General features: G+C 41.3%; 11 protein-coding genes. All 11 read right to left on the bottom strand.

The genetic code is table 11. The features are described 5' to 3' along the window. Positions 1 to 8 precede the first annotated feature (8 nt). The 11 genes from T543_RS13725 to T543_RS13675 all read right to left on the bottom strand — a co-directional run bounded on the left by T543_RS13725 (position 9) and on the right by T543_RS13675 (position 18,147). Positions 9 to 2,093, bottom strand: coding sequence for a glycoside hydrolase family 3 protein (locus T543_RS13725; protein WP_051638788.1), 2,085 nt, complete (start codon positions 2,091 to 2,093; stop codon positions 9 to 11). A gap of 11 nt (positions 2,094 to 2,104) precedes the next feature. After that, a complete protein-coding gene (locus T543_RS13720) occupies positions 2,105 to 4,135 on the bottom strand; it encodes a beta-galactosidase (RefSeq protein ID WP_035769317.1) in 2,031 nt (676 codons plus the stop codon). Positions 4,136 to 4,152: 17 nt separating this feature from the next. Next, the gene (locus tag T543_RS13715) at positions 4,153 to 5,742 is read right to left on the bottom strand and encodes a response regulator transcription factor (protein ID WP_197023972.1); all 1,590 of its coding nucleotides are present in this window, start codon (positions 5,740 to 5,742) and stop codon (positions 4,153 to 4,155) included. A 207-nt stretch (positions 5,743 to 5,949) separates the two neighbouring features. Next, positions 5,950 to 7,806 carry an extracellular solute-binding protein gene (locus tag T543_RS13710; protein ID WP_035769313.1) on the bottom strand — a complete coding sequence of 619 codons (1,857 nt, stop codon included), beginning with the start codon at positions 7,804 to 7,806 and terminating at the stop codon, positions 5,950 to 5,952. Between the two features lie 62 nt (positions 7,807 to 7,868). After that, entirely contained in the window at positions 7,869 to 8,843 is a 975-nt protein-coding gene (locus T543_RS13705; RefSeq protein ID WP_035769311.1) for a carbohydrate ABC transporter permease, read from the bottom strand. A gap of 45 nt (positions 8,844 to 8,888) precedes the next feature. Next, positions 8,889 to 10,424, bottom strand: a complete 1,536-nt coding sequence (locus tag T543_RS13700) for an ABC transporter permease subunit (RefSeq protein WP_242839524.1) — start codon at positions 10,422 to 10,424, stop codon at positions 8,889 to 8,891. Positions 10,425 to 10,533: 109 nt separating this feature from the next. Further along, positions 10,534 to 11,700: a serine hydrolase domain-containing protein gene (locus T543_RS13695; protein WP_035769309.1), complete on the bottom strand. Its 1,167-nt coding sequence runs from the start codon at positions 11,698 to 11,700 to the stop codon at positions 10,534 to 10,536. After that, complete coding sequence (locus tag T543_RS13690) at positions 11,684 to 13,639, bottom strand: sensor histidine kinase (protein WP_035769307.1); 1,956 nt, start codon at positions 13,637 to 13,639, stop codon at positions 11,684 to 11,686. Before T543_RS13690 ends, T543_RS13695 begins: the two co-directional genes overlap by 17 nt. Further along, entirely contained in the window at positions 13,636 to 15,384 is a 1,749-nt protein-coding gene (locus T543_RS13685; RefSeq protein ID WP_035769305.1) for a type 2 periplasmic-binding domain-containing protein, read from the bottom strand. Before T543_RS13685 ends, T543_RS13690 begins: the two co-directional genes overlap by 4 nt. A 10-nt stretch (positions 15,385 to 15,394) precedes the next feature. Then, positions 15,395 to 17,389: a glycoside hydrolase family 31 protein gene (locus T543_RS13680; RefSeq protein WP_051638787.1), complete on the bottom strand. Its 1,995-nt coding sequence runs from the start codon at positions 17,387 to 17,389 to the stop codon at positions 15,395 to 15,397. Positions 17,390 to 17,502: 113 nt separating this feature from the next. Then, positions 17,503 to 18,147, bottom strand: a complete 645-nt coding sequence (locus tag T543_RS13675) for a thiamine diphosphokinase (protein WP_035769301.1) — start codon at positions 18,145 to 18,147, stop codon at positions 17,503 to 17,505.

Here is an 18,147-nt window from a genome sequence, read left to right as displayed (position 1 = left end):
TTTAAATGTCACACTTCCTGAAGATGCAAAACATCAAATCCCACAGCATATTTACCCATTCCTGACTTATCCTTTACAGGAATTTCAAAGTCCATAATACCACCTGCACGCAAATAAATCTTCTCAAAACCTACAAGAGAGATATAATCTTTTGTTTCATCCGCAAGTCTGTATATCTGAACAACCTGTGTTGCATCGACTTCGCCCTTATTTTCAAGCTTTCCTTTCAGTATTCTGCCGTTTAGTTTAAGCTGAAGATCTGACAATTCAAACTCGGAATATGTAAGACCGTAGCCAAAAGGAAACTGTACAGGGATGTTGTGCTTACAGGTATATCTGTAACCAATATCGAATCCCTCTCTATAATGGACAAGCTTCTCATCACCGCAGTCACCAAGTGAAACACCCGATGAATCTTTGGCGGAACAGTAGAATGTCTCTGCAAGGTGTCCGGAAGGAGCTATATCTCCAATGATAACCTCTGCAAGGGCATTACCGCCTTCCATGCCATTATAATACATATAGATAAGAGCCTTGCAGTTTGAAAGCCATTTTGTCATATCTACTGCTCCGCCGCCTATCATGCAGACAATAGTATCAGGTCTTTTTTCAAGAAGTGCTTCTATAAGCTCGTCCTGCTCATAGGGAAGGCTGATATCTTTTCTGTCCAAGCCTTCTGTGTCAATCTCATGATTAAGACCACCCACAAAAATAACATAGTCGTAATCCATGCACTTAGACAGAGCTTCTTCTCTTATCTTTTTTCTGTATTCCGAAAGTTCCTTCTTTGCCTTTTCTTCACCGGCAGATTTGCCGCCGCTGTTTTCAAGACTTATCGCCTGCCAGTTTGTTCCTTCGGGGGTCATGTCAGCGTCTATCTTGCTGCAATATCCCGGAAGATAATCTATCTTAGTACTTCCTCCGATCCTTGACTTAAGTCCCATAAGAGGAGATATCTCATAAAGCGCTTTGATCTCAGCACTTCCGCCTCCGTTTGAATGAATGCGGTTTGCATTTTCGCCTATAACAAGGATCTTCTTTTCCTTGATCACAGGTCTTATCAAAGGAAGGATTCCATCATTCTTCAATAAGACAACACTGCCTCTTGCTATTTCAAGGCAGTTCTGCCTTGCAGCCATTGTGTTATAGGAAGCATCTTTTCTCTCTAATCTGTCTTCACCGATCATATTCAGTCTGAGCATAAGGATCAGAATATGGAGAACTTTTTTATCTATAAGTGCTTCATCCACTTCGCCGCTTAATACTTTTTCCTTGAGCGGATTGGCAAATTTGTAATCATCAAAATCATAAGTTACTGACATCTCACAGTCTATATCTGCTTCTGCTGCCTTTACTGTATCATGTACAGCACCCCAGTCTGATACTACAAAGCCATCATAGCCCCACTCACCTCTTAAGATATCACCAAGCAGGAACTTACTCTGGCTGCAGTACTCTCCATAGATTTTGTTGTAAGCACTCATGATACTGTAAGGATTGGCATCATCTATTACATCCTTAAACACCTGAAGGTACAAATCTCTTAGAACTTCTTCATCTATTTCTTCATCAACTTCAAGCCTTGCTGTCTCCTGATGATTAAGAGCAAAGTGTTTAAGGCATGCTGCTACGTCCCAGCTCTGAACACCCTTTACATGCTCTGTTGCCAGCTGTGATGTAAGGAATGGATCTTCGCTGAAATACTCAAAGTTTCTTCCGCACAGAGGAGTTCTTTTCAGGTTCATGCCCGGTGCAAGAATAACATCTTTTCCGCGTCCTCTTGCTTCTTCGCCAAGTATGGAGCCTGCCCTGCCTGCAAGATTCCTGTCCCAGGTAGATGCGATCGCACTGTTACAGGGAAGATAAGTAACATAATCATCCGTATTTCCGACAGGAATCCATTCTCTTTCTTTGAAATCAGCTCTTACTCCGCAGGGTCCATCAGACATAGTAAGAGGCGGTATTCCAAGTCTCTCCACACCTTTCGTCCTAAAGAGTTCATTGCCGTGGATCATTCCTATTTTTTCATCAAGTGTAAGCTGTTCAAGTATTTCCTCAGCTCTAAGTTTCAGTGTCTGAATACTTCCTTCCATTTGATTCCCTCTCATTTCTTTATTTCTATAACATGTACATCTTTTGCTGCAATCCTGTGCATACCTGATGCAAGTTCTATTCCGCTTATGAGCTCAACTCCGTCCTCCGGAAGTTCATATATACCCTCGCCATCTCCATGATTAAGGATATATAACATTTTTCTGTCTTCATCTTCTCTGCTAGTTACTTCAACATCGCCCGATGTATACATCACCTTGTGGACACCTGCCTTGGATAATACATCTGATAAAAAGGCGCTGTAAAAATCCATATCGGATTCTGTTGCAACATAATATGCTCTTCCGCCGCCAAGCTTTTTGGATGTAACAACAGGCATACCCTGATAGAAGTCTTCAAGATATCCGTAATCATCCAGCATCTTTGCACCCTCAAGGTGGATGAGGTCACAGAGAGTTTTTGCAGGATATCTCCTGCCATGATAGCTAAATGAATTGTTTTTTCCTTCCGGATAAGCATCCGTTTCTTCAACCCATATGCCGAGAATATCGCGAAGCTTTCCCGGATATCCTCCTGTTATTACAAGGTCGTTTTCCTGCACGTATCCGCTGAAAAATGTTGTCACAAAGCTTCCGCCGTTTTCAACAAATGATCTGATCCTCTGATCAAGGTCACTCTTTATCATATAGAGCACCGGTGCTATTACAACCTTGTACTTCGAAAGATCGCTATCCTGAGATATGATATCAACATTGATATTCATCTTCCTTATAGCTTCATAATATTTGGTGATCTGATCCCTGTAATACAGATCGTTGCTTGGGCCTGCTGAATATTCAACTGACCACCAGTTATCCCAGTCAAACATGACAGCAACATCGGATTTTGTAGTCATGCCTATTGTCTTTTTCCCGAGCTCCTTAAGCTCTCTTCCAAGCTCTGAAACCTCCCTGAATACTCTGGTCTCACTTGTTCCCACATGATCTATGACAGCGCCGTGATATTTTTCACATGCTCCTATGCTTCTTCTCATCTGGAAAAACAAAACCGTATCTGCTCCATGAGCCATCGCCTGATAACTAAGAAGCCTCATAACTCCGGGCCTCTTAAGAGCATTATAGGGTTGCCAGTTGGTAACACTCGGTGTCTGCTCCATCAGTGCAAATGGTTTTCCGTCTCCTATGCCTCTCATAAGGTCATGGCCCATGGCTGTTTTCTGAGGTGTGTAGTCAGGCTGCGGATAGCTGTCCCAGGAAACAAAGTCCATTTCCTTGGCCCACTTTGCATAATCAAGAGGCTTGTAGAACTCCATGAGGTTTGTCGTAACGTATGCATCCGGAATTACTTTTTTAACCTCGTCTCTTTCAATGCAATAGCACTCAAGTATGGAATCAGACATGAATCTTCTGTAATCGAGTGATATTCCCTGGAAGTCAGTGTGTGGTCTGTAACCCATCATAAATTCCTCCGAGAGGGCATTCGGAGTTACTATTTCATCAAAATCGTAGAAGGTGTGTCCCCAGAAGGATGTGTTCCAGGCTTTATTTACGTTGTAAATTGTCTTGTATTTTTCCTGCACCCATTTTCTGAAGGCTTCTTCGCACCTCTCGCAGTGGCACTCTCCGCCATATTCATTTGATATATGCCATGCGATTATGTTCTTTTGGTTTTTAAATTTATCTGCAAGTCTGGACGCGAGTCTTGCCGAATATTTTCTGTAAGTAGGGCTGTTCGGGCATGAATTGTGTCTTCCGCCAAACTTTCTTTTTCTGCCTTCGTAGTCGGTTCTCAAAACATCGGGATATCTTTTTGCCATCCATGCAGGATGCGCTGCAGTCGATGTTGCCATGATTATATTCATATCATTGTCTGTTACAAGCTTCACGATTTTTTCAAGCTTGTCAAAATCATATTCGTCCTCAGAAGGCTGAAGGGATGCCCAGGAAAAGACGTTAAGAGTAACGGTATCTATACCCGCTTTCTTAAAGAGTCTCATATCCTCTTCCCATACTTCTTCCGGCCACTGCTCCGGATTATAATCTCCACCATAAGGAACCTTTTTCAAACTATTATTCCAGCTCATCATGCCTCCTAAATATATTAATTCATTTTCTTGAATTCCTGGGGTGTCATCCCCGCATGTTTTCTGAATTTCTTACCAAAATAGTCCACGTCGCTGTATCCTACAAGCTGCGCGACTTCATATACTTTATATTTACCCTCAAGTAAGAGCTCTTTAGCTTTTTTTATCCTGCACTCATTAAGGTAATAGTTGTAGCCGGTACCTGTTGTCTTGGTGAATAACCTCCCCAGATATCCGCTGTTATATCCAAAGTTTAAAGCCAGATCTTCAAGTGTAAGAGGCTGCATATAATTTCTCTCTGTATAGGAAATAATATCCGCTATTACGTTTTCCGAACCCTGCCTGTCATGGAGCCTTTTTATAGCTTCGTCAAGAATGTCCGTCATATACTGGATTATTTCATACAGATAAAATCTGCCTTCTACAAATTCTATTATTCCCGCATGGGTGTCGAACAGATCTGATAATCCGACATACTGCTTTGAGAGCCTGTCCTTTATCTGAAGAAGTATCTCTGTGAGATACAAACATACATCACTGCTTCCTTCACCTGAATTTTTCACATAGTCAGATAAGTTTACAAGCTCGTTTATCATTGCATTTCTGTTTCCGGAAACCACTGCATTTATAATGCTTTCGGCAATATCCTTCTGCCTGTTTTTATCAAGGAAATTGTCTTCCTTCTCCAGGTTTGTTTTGCTTCCATCAACATTAAGCAGATCTTCTTCTCTTACAAAATGCTCTCCATAGTCACAAAAGAAACGCCTTCCGGCAAGCTTTTTTGCAGATTCATAAGAGGCTGCGATCTTATCAGGTGAATCTACCTTCTCCCCAAGTGCAATAAAGATCGCATCCAAAGGGCTATCCGACTCTATAGGAGCTTTCTCATAATGAAGTATAAAATCTTCAAACCTTGATACCGCTGCCCTTCCTTTTAGCAGGACGCACTCGTCTCTGTCTATCGTAGTTATTTCGTAGCTGCCATCATCCAGAAATGTGGGGAGAATATCAGGCAGTCTGTAATCCTTCCTTTCACTTCCGGTATGATAGGTTTCATGTATAAGAACCTGATATTGCGGATACAAAAGCTTCATGTTACCAAGTTCATCAAGAAGTTCTTCATCTACTTCCTTGTTGTCTTCTTCAAAATAAGTGCCAAGAAGAAGTTCATTCACAACAACTCCTCTCGCCTTCTTCCTTATCTTGCCGAGCCTGCCGCCTTCTTTACTTAGTCTGTCTATCTGCTCTTTTATTTTTTTGACCGTGTCATATAATTCATCCTCATCAACAGGCTTGGTTATATAATTGGTCACATTGTTTCTTATCGCATCTCTTGCATATGAAAAATCGGAATACCCTGACAAAATAATGAAATAGCCCTCATACCCCTGCTGCCTGGCCATTTTTATAACGTCGATCCCATGAATTTTGGGCATCTGCATATCCATGACAACAAGAGAAGGATTCAGCTTTTTTATAGCAGAAAGCGCTTCCTCTCCGTTACTTGCATCTCCTGCTATTTCAAAACCGAGTTCTTCCCAGTCTATTATCAGTTTTATTCCTTCTCTGATATTTTCCTCATCATCCGCAATTAAAACGGTTTCCATGAAAAGTATCCTTTCTGCCTTCTTCATCTGCGCATTAATAATTTTACCATAACACTGATTATTCATTTCTTAAAAAATTAATACTTCATCCGGTAAAATCCTTAGCGGAGCGTTTTATATGATAAAAACGCTATGATATAAGAAAAGCTGCAGTCAGAAGGCTACAGCTTTTCCACATAAATATTTCAAAACAATTAGGAGCAATTATTATTCTGCCATTGCAGCATCTTCAGCTTCTGCACGGAGTTTTGCTTCATTTTCCTGGAACTCGATGCACTCTTCATAGCCGTATTCTTCAGCCTGCTGTTTCATTTCAGCTACAATTGAATCAAACTCTTCATCAGATTCAGCATAGATTGCTTTCCATGAGTTATCCTTTACGCAGGTTGAAACCTGATCCCATACAACCTGAAGCTCGTCAGAACGAACTCCGCCGATGTACATTGTACCGGGTGAAAGGATGTAGTCATACTTATCAAGATACTCATCAGGTGTTGCTGCTCCTGCCCAGTCTCTCCATTTCTTCTCGATCTCAGAGCCTGCTTCTGTAGAGTAGCTTGCCCAGTTACGATAGTTGAATGTCTCACCGTTGCTGTCAGGGTTAGGAGCATCAAGAGCCCAAGTAGAGTTGTTCATCTTGAATGAACCATCATCATATGTTCCTTCGTAACCGTTGCCCATCTCTGTAGAGATGTCTGTCTTGCAGGCAAGACCTGTTTCTGTGAAGCATGTGTTGCCGTTTTCATCATAGTACCAGCAAACATCCTTAGGACCATATTCAGCGGTCATACGTCCCTCAGGTGTTGTGAGCCAGTTGATGATAGCCATGCAAAGCTCAGGATATTCTGTATTTGCACCGATTGACCAGATTCTGTTTCCACCGTAAACATTAAGACCATAGCGGATAGGCTTAGCTTCTGAAGGCTTTACAGGGAACATAGCTTTTCCTGCCTCAAGGTGATCGGGTGTGTTATAAAGTGCAGAGCCCATGAAGTTAAATACATTGAGGAATGCTGTACCATTCTGGTAATCTTCCTGCATACCGTTGAATCCCTGAGTCTGTGAATCAGGATCAAGAAGTCCCTTCTGATAAAGTGTGTTATAGAATTTAAGTGCTGTAAGGTAAGGACCATTCTCCTCAAGTACGGGATGGAAAGTCTGAGTGCTGGGATCATAGAGACCAAGACCAAACTCATCATATCCATAATAAGCTGTAGCTGTTGACTTAACGAACATTACCATGTCGCCGTCCCAGTCATTGAACAGTGATACACCGTAAGTCGGGTTTCCGTTATCATCTGTAGGGCATGCTTCCTTCATCTGCGTTAGAACATCTACAAGGCTGTCAAGATCTGTAATTTCAGGAGATCCGATCTCGTTGTACAGATCATATCTAAGATCCCATGTATACATGAATGAGCCGGGATCTGATGCAGAACGTGTTACGTCAAAGCCAAAGCCGTAGAGCTTTCCGTCTGATGAAATGCTCTTGTTCTTTTCAAGAGCTGCACTAACGTTGTCCTTGATATAAGGGCCATACTCTGTAAGAAGATCATCCTCTTCCCAGTCAAAGAGCATTCCCTTGTCTACTGCCTGCTGATAGTCATCACCGTCAGCACCCCAGATTACGATGTCACCGAGGTTACCTGATTCCATACGTGTGTCATATACGCCGTCGTTTTCAGGAATGATATTGAGTTTTACATTGAACTTATCAAGCATGATCTTGCCAAACCAACCGGTCTGTTCGCCTGAATAGTTAGCAAGCTGATCATATACATCAAGTGTAACTGTCTCTTCAGGGATAATGTCTGAGAGATCACCCTCGAGATCGCCTGATGCTTCTGCAGTCTCTGAAACTTCTGCATCTTCAGATGCTTCAGTTTCAGAAGCTTCTTCCTCTTCTGTTTCCTCTTCTGTTTCCTCAGCTGCATCTTCTGTTTCTTCTGCTTCTTCAGTTGTGTCTGCATTCTCAACTGTTCCTGCAGGATTACTTGTTCCACATGCTGCAAGTGAAAATACCATTGTAGAAGCAAGTAAAATTGATAATACCTTTTTCTTCATATTTTCCTCCTTTTATTTTAAACCTTTTGGGTTTGTTCACATTACTAACACACCAAGTGCTCTTAGCCCTTTACTGCACCGATCATGATTCCCTTTTCAAAATATCTCTGCATGAAAGGATAAACCAACAGGATCGGTATTATTGTTACCATCGCAATTGTGTACTTGATTACTTTTCCGTTAAGGGCAGAATCAAGAACGCTCTTGCTTATTCCTGAAGTACTTCCTGCACTCATAAGTGCTGAAAGGTTACTTGTTGTATTAAGGTATATGTACAGTCTGTGCTGCAAGGTATAGAGCTTGGGAGCAGACTGCATAAGGATAAGTGAATCCTGGAATGAGTTCCAATGTCCTACCGCACCAAAGATTGCAATTGTAGCAAGGATTGGCTTTGAAAGCGGAAGTATTATTGTCCAGAAAATCTTCATATGAGATGCACCATCAAGTGATGCACTCTCCTGAAGTTCTCCGGGAATTGCTGATTCTATGTAGGTCTTTACCAGAATGATGTTATAAGGAGCAACTATTCCCGGGATAATGTATGCCCAGAAGGTATTGGTAAGTCCGAGCATTGCCATGTTAAGGTACCAGGGAATGATACCGGCATTAAAATACATTGTGATAACAAGGAATCTGTACCAGAAGCTTCTTCCCCACATATCCTTTTGTGTCACAAGATAACCTACAAATGCTGATGCAAGTACCATAAGGAGCGTACCAAGGATTGTTCTTGCAATTGTTATTCCGAATGCTCCAAACAGGTCATTTACCTGAAGAAGTCTGATGTAGTTTTCAAAGTGTATCCCCTTGGGAACAAAATTTATAAGTCCTTTTCTTACCAGTTCGTTATCACTTATGGTGTTTATGAAAAGGTAGTAAAAAGGGAAAATACATATGATCGTAAATAGTGCAAAAACTGTGTAGTTTATAATACTGAATACTATGTCCCCGGCCTTTAATCTCATGTGCGGTCTGTGTGTTTTTTCATACTTTTTTTCTAAAAGAGCTTCCCTCTTTGCAATTTCTGATTTGCTCATTTTTCACCTCTTGTTTTAAAACTTTGCTGCTTTAAGCTTTTCGCTTTATACAATCGTTTCTCCGCGGAGAACCTTACTGATGGTATTTGCAACATATAACAGAGTTACACTTATTACTGATTTGAGCATTCCCACAACAGTAGAAAGAGGAATAGCACCCTTTACAATACCCATCTTGTAAACGTACAGATCAAGTACCATGATCTGTGCTGTGTTCGAAGAATTCTCAAATACGAGGTACTGATCCATTCCGTTTGAAAGGATTCCGGCTACTGCCATAAGAAGCAGTACGTAAAATGTAGGCATAAGCCCCGGAACAGTTACATGCCACATTTTCTGAAAACGTCCTGCACCATCAACTGTTGCTGCTTCATAAAGCTGCTGATCGATACCGGATATACCTGCGATGTAGATGATCGCGCTCCATCCAAGGCCTTTCCATAAGCCCCACAAAAGCATCTTGATCCAGGTATGAGATCCGCTCATAAGGAAGTTCTTACCCTCTGACCAGAAGCCGAGGTTTATCATAAGTGATGAAATAAAACCATCTGTTGAAAAAATACAAAATGCAATCGCGAATACAAGTACCCAGCTTATGAAATTGGGAATAGTTGTAAATGTCTGGACAAATCTTCTGAATCTTGAATTCTTGATCTCAGAAAGAAAAATAGCGAAGGCCATCGGCATCCAGCTTGTGGCTATTCCAAGTCCGCTCATTGCAAGGGTATTTTTCATAACATTTATGATGTCCCTCGTTGTTGATTTGTTTCTTATAAGCTGACCAAACCACTTGAGGCCTACGAAATTATCAAAGGAGAGAGTATCTCCCGCCTTGTAATCAAAGAAGGCATATCTCCATCCCCAAAGCGGAAGATAGCAAAATACAAATGTCAGTAAGATGAAAGGAAGAAACATCAGGAATAATTTGAATTTCGTTTCCATCTCAAATTTTTCATCTTTACCGGGTTTTCCAACTGTTATAAGTTCAGCTGCTGACAAGATAACCATTGCCACAAGAAGAACAAGCATTATGTAGTAAAAATTCTGAAACATGGGCTCTACCTTGGAAGGCTTGGTAGTTGCTGCTATCTGGAAATATGCATTCCAGATCCCTCCCATAGATACAGCGGCAAGAACAGAACCTGTAAGACTTATTGCATTACCAAGGAACTTGCATTTTCTGTTTCCAAGTGAAAGACATGCTGCAACAGCGCATACTATTATGCCTACGCAGATAAGAAGACTGGATATATTAAGAAGTCTCATAGTAGACTCAAGCACCCAACCTTTTTTTATCGCACGTCCAAAATTGGATATTAAATTACCATAGGAAAAACCTGTAGTAAGAAGTGATGTACTTCTGTTTATAAGACCACTTATTCTGGCAACATTCAGTCCCGGAAAGAACAGAATAACCAAAAGAAGCATGGAAATTATCCTATATGGATAATAGACTACTTTAGATATTTTTTCTTTAGACACTCTTTCATCCTCCCTGTTGTTGCTGATACAGAAATTTCCACCCGGCTCACAAATATCTTCGCCAAGTGCTCTGCACAACAAAAAACCTGCAAGAAACATTTAGTTATGTTTCCTACAGGTTTTATTTTATGAATATCTATATTTTTTCAGCACCCTTTCAATTCTACAAAAATTACAGTAATTTTTGTACATGGTCATTTTGATGTTATCAGGAGAATATAATGTTTCTAAGCTTTCTTGTAACAGGGCCTGTGCCGTAATCAACTCTCTGTGTGAGCATGATTATACTTGTTCTGCTCTCAGGATCATTGCAGAAATATGGTCCAAGCCAGCCATCCCAGCCGTACTCACCTTCTCCTGCCATGATGCCTGCCCTCTCGGGATCTTTCATGATACGCATAAGATTACCGTATGAAAATCCGCCAAGTGTCTGCCAGCTGTACATATCATTCTGCTGCCAGGGAGTAAGCTTTGCACTTGTCATGAATTTCACGGTTCTCTTTGTAAGTATCTCTTTTCCTTCAAAAGTTCCGCCGTTCATAAGCATTCTTGCAAAATTAGCATAATCATCAACAGTTGAAAACAGTCCTGCACCGCCTGACTCAAAGGCATTCTTTTTGCCGTCATCTCTTATTCCCAGATTGTTTCCGCTGTATGGAACAGGGTGATCTCCATAGCAGTTATATGCCATAGCATATCTGTCCATTTTTTCATCCGGAACATAGAATCCGGTATCCTTCATTCCAAGAGGATCAAACAATCTCTCCTTCATGAATTCGCCGAGCTTTTGTCCTGATACCTTCTCAATAACAGCGCCAAGTATATCTGCACTTGTTCCATACTGAAAATGTTCTCCCGGCTGAAAATTAAGCGGAACCTCCCCTAGTCTGTCAGCAAATTCCATTGTGCTCATCATGTTATCGGAAGTAAGGCGCTCAATAAGTTCGTTGTAAATCTCTCCTGTTCCGATTTCTGCAGGTGTGTTGACAAAGGGATATACAAGACCGGATGTCATATCAAGGAGGTCCTTTATGAACATGGGTCTGTCTGCCCTTACACTCCTTCTTACTCCGCCCTCAACTATCTCCTGATTTTTAAAGCTCTCAATATAATCCCCGACAGGTTCATATGGCTCGATTATTCCGTCCTGGATAAGAAGCATCGCACAGGCTGCAGTAACAGGTTTACTCTGAGAATACAATCTTACGATAGTATCTCTCTTAAAAGGTTTATTCTCCTCAATATTGGCATAACCGGCTTCATTATAGGATATTTCCTTGCCATCCTTTAATACAAGAAGGTTTAATCCTGCAAGATGTCCGCTTTCAACTGCTTTATCCATGCAGTCTTTGATCAGTTTATTCTTGTCTCTCATCTTTTTTCTCCTCCACTACCAAAGTGTTCATTTTTTCTATGCTTAGTCCGTCGCCCGGAAGTCGAAGTTCTACGCTGGTTCCCTTTCCTTCCTGTGCACGGATAGTCATTCCGTATTCATCACCGCATACAAGCTTTATTCTCTGATGAATGTTATAAAGACCTATACTCTGGGCAGCCTTCTCATCTCCCTCTACTCTTTTTTCGGATAAGGAAGCATTAAGTCTTTCTACTTCTTCCTGTGTCATTCCTTTTCCGTCATCATTTATCGTGATAAGAAGCTTCCTCTTATCTGTCGTTTCAGATAACTTAAGTCCACTCTCATCTTCCATGGAGTTTCTGTTTTTCATATCGTATTCAACAATTATGCTCACGTGCCCATTCCTGTCCATATCCTTAAGGCCATGAGTTATCGCGTTTTCAACTATTGGCTGAAGAAGTAGCGGAAGAATATGATATTTCTCAGGGTCAAACTCTCCGTCTATATAAAAGTTCCAGCTGACCTTTTCTCCAAACCTTAGTCTCTGTATCTGCAGATAGCTCTCGACATGTTTTAGTTCATCTGCCAGAGTTGCCGTTGTTTTCCCGGTACTTTCAAGAACATAATGCATGATCTTGGCAAGGTACTTGACAGAAGTAGCTACGTCTCTGTCTCCGCCTCTTATCGCCTGCATTCTTATGGCCTCTAAGGTGTTATATAAGAAATGCGGATTTATCTGGCCCGATAGCATCTTAAATTCCATATTCTGCTGCATGTTGATAAGCTCTTGTTCGCGGATCCTCTGCTCGTAATATCTTCCTTCGTTTTCTCTTATTTTTTCAGTTGTAAGCTTAAGATCATTGAAGGTATCTGACAACTCATCATCACCAGTCACATCTTCAATTATGTCATAGTCTCCGACGCTTGCCCTGTGCATGGCCTGCCTTAATGCATTTACTCTCTTCGTAAAGAATCTTGAATACATAATAACTATGACAATAGGCGTCATAAGTGTAAGCAAAAGGATCACCATGAACTCTCTTAATATGGCATTTATCTGATCATGTGCTTCATAGTCACCTACCAGCACAAAGAATCTGCTATCTACCTTGTATGGCGCAAAGCTCGAAATATACGTAAGCGCAAGCCCATCTCCAAGCATCATATCCCCTAAAAAGTTGTACTTATCAGGTCCTTCTTCACTTATTTCGGGCATCTCTATCTCTGTTTCTCCGTACTGAGATGAAAAAAATACAGGATATCCGGAAAGACATATCAGCATGTATTCGTCATTATTTATAAGTCTGTTCCTTAAATAGTTTGTGCTTACAGTCACAACCATGTATGCTTTGTTTTCACTTGAGCCGGTATTAAAACGTCTTACAAGCGTAAGCTCGTATGCATCTTCATAATCATTTAATGGTACATGGCTGCAGGTATATGAATTCCATGCCATGGTATCTATCTGCTCATACCACTCAAATCTGCTGAAAGGATCTCCGGCATTTCCGCTTCCTGCAGCAAGCTTCGCATCATCTCCCAGTTTTTCTTCCCCGCTTTTTCCGACATTAACAATGTTGTTGCCAGTAGGAATAACCGGATTATTTGTATAAATATTTATAGAAGAAATTGCAGCTGTTGTTCCCCTAAGAGACCCTATCGCTCTTGTCAAAGATATATATTGCTCCTGCTCCTGTCTTGCAAAGTGAGAGGAGGTGAACATGTCCCTATAATCCTGAGATGACATTATCGTTTCAAGATTTGTATAAACGCTTGAAGTAATGTCAAACATTATGGACTTGATCCTGGTATTCTCTGCCTTGATCTGAGCCTCGTATCTATCCTTCATCTCTCTGTAGAGGATAAAAACAGACATGATGCCTATGATGGCTATCGGAATGATAAATGCAAAAAACAGGACGTTGTACATCTGTCTGCCAACTCGTGATTTTTTCTTCACTCCTTCACCTCCAATGCAGACTTAAAGAGCTCATACCTTGACTGTGCAGCCTCCATGTTCTTCTCAAGAACTTCGTCGTAGCCGATCCTTCCAAGTGTCTCTATCATCGTCTTTTTCAGATATTCAAAATCAGCTCTGCTTGATGAAAAGACCATTCTCCATGAATAATCAACTATAGTCTGTCTGCTGCTTTCTTCGATTGTTTCTATATATGAAGGATATTCATAGCCTGCCCATTCGGTTCCGGGAATTATAGTGAGCATGTTTTCATTTTCAAAATACTCTATAGGCTCCAGATCTGTCTTATAAAATGTTGCCCAATCACTATAAAGCTTTGTCTTGGTATACTTTTTGTAATCGTCCCACATTGTGTAATAATACGGAACGCCGTTATCATCGACTTCCTGCTTATCTACCGGTTTAAAGTTGAGCCATGAAACACCGCTGCTCCAGAGGCCTCCTCCGTACTCCTTGGGAACTTCCAGATCCTGCTTCATATCTATAAATGCCTTTACACCAAATTCCGTAAGCTTTGGACCATCATCTGTCATCTCCCAGGTAAGTCCCTCGGGGCCTCTGAAATCTCCTGTAGGTGATCCGCATTTTTCAGTGCCATCCTGTGAATAAAGCCAGTTAGCGAAATCAACCATTCTCTGAGGATCCTTGGTGGAGCTTCCTATCATAAGAGAAAATCCCTGTTTGCCGTTCGGATCATTTCCCCAGGTAAGGTAGCTTGCATCCTCTATTTTAAGGGATGCGAATCCCTTTCCTTCTGAAAGCCTTTCTTCTGAATTGTAAAGCGACGTTCCCATCCAGGGCCAGAAGGAATACAAAACTGCACCATCCTTAAATTTTTCTGCAACTTTTTCATAGGTCTGCGTAGGCGAATCCGGGTCCACAAGTCCCATCTGATTTGCCTCAAAAAGGAATCTGAGCATTCTGAAATATATTGAATCTTCATCGGCTATACTCTGCATCTTTCCTGTTTCGGGATTCATCATCACAAAACCCAAAGTATCGTAACCGTATAACGAAGCAAGAGCTCCCGCGTTCTGCATAGCTCCGCCGTCCCAATCCTTGAACAGACTAAATGCATATACCGGATTTCCGCTATCTGACGTACCGGCAATTTCCTGCATCTTTAAAAGAACGGGCAGTAAATCTTCGATTGTCCCAACCTCAGGATAGCCAGCCTGCCTGTACAAATCCCATCTTATAGACGGGGCATTGGTCGGTTCATCATAATCAGCAGGTCTTGTGTTTGGCTTATCCGATATTTCACTTGGTATAGCCCATATTCCTTCGGCATCTGCATAGGAAGACGTAACTTCAATCTGCTCTATGTTTTTCATCAGATTATCGCAGGTCGATATATAATCCGACATATCAAGTATGAGCCCTTCTCTTACAAGTTCTCTGAGCATACCATCACCGGCATTGGAGATAATGATATCTCCAAGTTTTCCCGATGCTCTCATGCTCTCGTAAGTGGCGTCTCCATTCCCCTCTTTATTTGGAGCAATTATATTAAGCTGCATGTTGAATTTCTCTTTTACAGCTTTTGCAAACCATCCAATCTGCAGCCCCTGAGTATTTGACTGGATATCAAACACATCGATCGTCAAAAATTCAGGATACTTTCTCTCTCCTTCTGTCAGATTAGTATCATCAAAAGGCAGTCTGCACCCCATAAGAGTGCAGACTGCCAATATAAGCGAAATTGTTTGTGCAAAACGTTTTTTCATAATCTATGTTTTACTTCTTTTCAAATACAGGAATAGATTCAATAGGTGCACTGGCAGTTATTGTCTGTCCACCTTCATAAACCTTGCCGTCTCTTATATCTTCCCACTTACCTGCAGGGAGGTATACCTGTCTCTCATATTCGTTAAGATTAAGAACAGGTGCTACAAGGTACTTATCACCAAACATGTACTCATCATAAGTTTCCCAGCACTTTTCATCCTCAGGGAACTCATAGAAGAGTGTACGAAGGATCGGTGATCCGTTCTTTGATGTCTCCTCATAAAGTGTTTTGATATAAGGAATAAGCTTATGTCTAAGTGCGAGCTGATCCTTCATGATCTTGAAGTTGTCTTCGCCGTAGCTCCAAAGCTCATTATCCTGACCGGTATGGAGGTATCCGCCACCGAAATCTCTATCATCAAGCGCAGGGATATTGTAAGGTCCTCTGTCGCCATGGATACGAAGAACAGGTGAAAATACAGCAAACTCAAACCATCTGACAAGGAGCTGTCTGAAATCGGGGTCATTTACATCATCTGTCATGAATCCGCCGATGTCAGTTGTCCACCATGAAATACCTGCAAGACCCATGTTAAGACCTGCTGCGAGCTGATCTCTGAATGCTTCAAATGTACTCGGAACATCACCTGACCATACTACGTTACCGTATTTCTGGCTTCCAGCCCATGCGGAACGAAGCAGATTAACCGGAGGTCTGTCCTGAATATCCTTCATCTTGTCATAGAAAACTCTGCTATAGCACTGAGGGTAAATATTACTTACTTCAAGTGCAGGTCCCATATGATATCTGAGTGAATCAAAATCATATTTAACAAGATCGGGCTCTGAGTTATCAAGCCAGAACATGTCTATTCCGAGATCGTAGTAGTTCTTTTTGCAGATATTCCATACATAATCTCTTGCCTCAGGATTGGTTGCATCAAATATTGTGCAGTCTCCCTGATAATCGTAGTTCTGAAGTCCGCCTCTTTCATTTTTGAGAAGAAGACCTCTCTCGAGCATGTCATAGAAGTTCTCACTTCTCTTATCAACTGAAGGCCATACGGAAACCATAACCTTTATTCCCATGCTGTGGAGTTCATCCACCATTGCCTTGGGATCAGGCCAGTATTTTTCATCGAATTTCCAATCGCCCTGTACTGTCCAGTGGAAAAAGTCTATTACGATGCAGTCGATCAGCACACCGTTTTTCTGGCAGTCATGTGCAACCTTAAGAACCTCTTCCTGTGTACGGTAGCGAAGCTTACACTGCCATAATCCAAGCAGGTCTTCGGGCATCTCGGGTGATCTTCCTGTAACTTCTGTATAATTTGCAATGAGGTTCCTTGGCGCATCGCCTACTGTTATCCAGTAGTCCATCTCTTTTGTAGCCTCTGCGATCCACTCTGTATAGTTATTGCCGAAAGTTACGCGGCCAACTGCCGGGTTGTTCCACAAAAAGCCATAGCCAAGGCTTGAAACAGCAAAAGGAACTGTTATCTGAGAGTTTCTCTGCTCCATATTAAGAACACAGCCCTTTAAGTTCGTGTAGGGCTGCTGATACTGACCCATACCAAAGATCTTCTCGCCGTCATTGCTCTCAAACTTTACTGTAAGATGATAATCTCCACCTACGTAAGGTCTGAAATCCCTGTTTACATATTTAAGACATCTTGATTCTTTGGACTCTGTGCCGCCGTAGTTTCTGAAGTACTCCCTCAAAAACATCTTGTCATCTCTATAAAATGTAAGAACACCTGCAAAATTTACAGTTGCCTTTATTCTTCCGTTTGATATTTCCGCAAAGGGACCGTCTTCTCTTTCCGTAATTGAAATAACAGTTTTTGCCTCCGGTTTTTCTTCCGTAAGTGCCCAATCATTTCCGGTAAATTCCGGATACATGGTACTTCTTACTCTAAATGCATCCTTTCCCCAGGCTTCGATCCTAAGAGTTTCTCCCTGGCGCTTTGCGACAAGTGCCCCGCTCTCGTTTGAAAAAAGCATTATACATATCCTCCTTTTTAGCTTTTAACCCTATCATCACAATATTATGTAAAAAAAATACATTTTTTATAACAGTACTTTTTGTACATATTAAGCACTAAATTCTACACAAATTATTCTGATACTACTTTTATGACAAATATTTTTCCTTCTCTTATTTCTATGACAGCTTCTTTGTTTTTTATGACTTCGTTACTAACGCCGATCGGAGTATCGTTTGTCATCTCAAAATCTTCCACTTCATATTTGGCATTTCTTATTGTTATCCCGCTTGCCTTTTTTTCGGCGCATATTATTGAAAAATACTTGCAGTCATCCTTTACTCTGCATTCTGAATGGGCTCCATCTTTCGCAGATAAAAGTGTGATCTCCGAATAGTCATCTACGAGCATCGCCTTGGCCCCTAAATTATCAAGGTAAAGAAGCATTGAGAGATTTCCAAGAGTATGGTCAAATCTTCCGCCAATAACGCCAACCATGACAAAATCTCTAAATCCTCTTTTTACTGCTTCCTTTACCGCATAAACGGTATCGGTATCGTCCTTAACAGTCGGAAGAACGATTGTCTCTTTATCCATATTGGGATTATCATGAGAATCAAAATCCCCTATTATAAGGTCTACACTCCCGCCAAGACCTTCCAAATGTGACAAGCCTCCATCGCAGTATATTATGAAGTCATCTTCCTTAATATGATTCTTCACAAAATCATAGTTATTTATCCTTGCGCCGCCAACTATAACGCATCTGTTTTTCAA

Source organism: Butyrivibrio sp. NC2002 (genome assembly GCF_000702265.1).
Taxonomy (GTDB): Bacteria; Bacillota; Clostridia; order Lachnospirales; family Lachnospiraceae; genus Butyrivibrio.
Note: the sequence above shows the minus strand (reverse complement) of the source record. Positions and strands in the feature narration are given on the sequence as shown.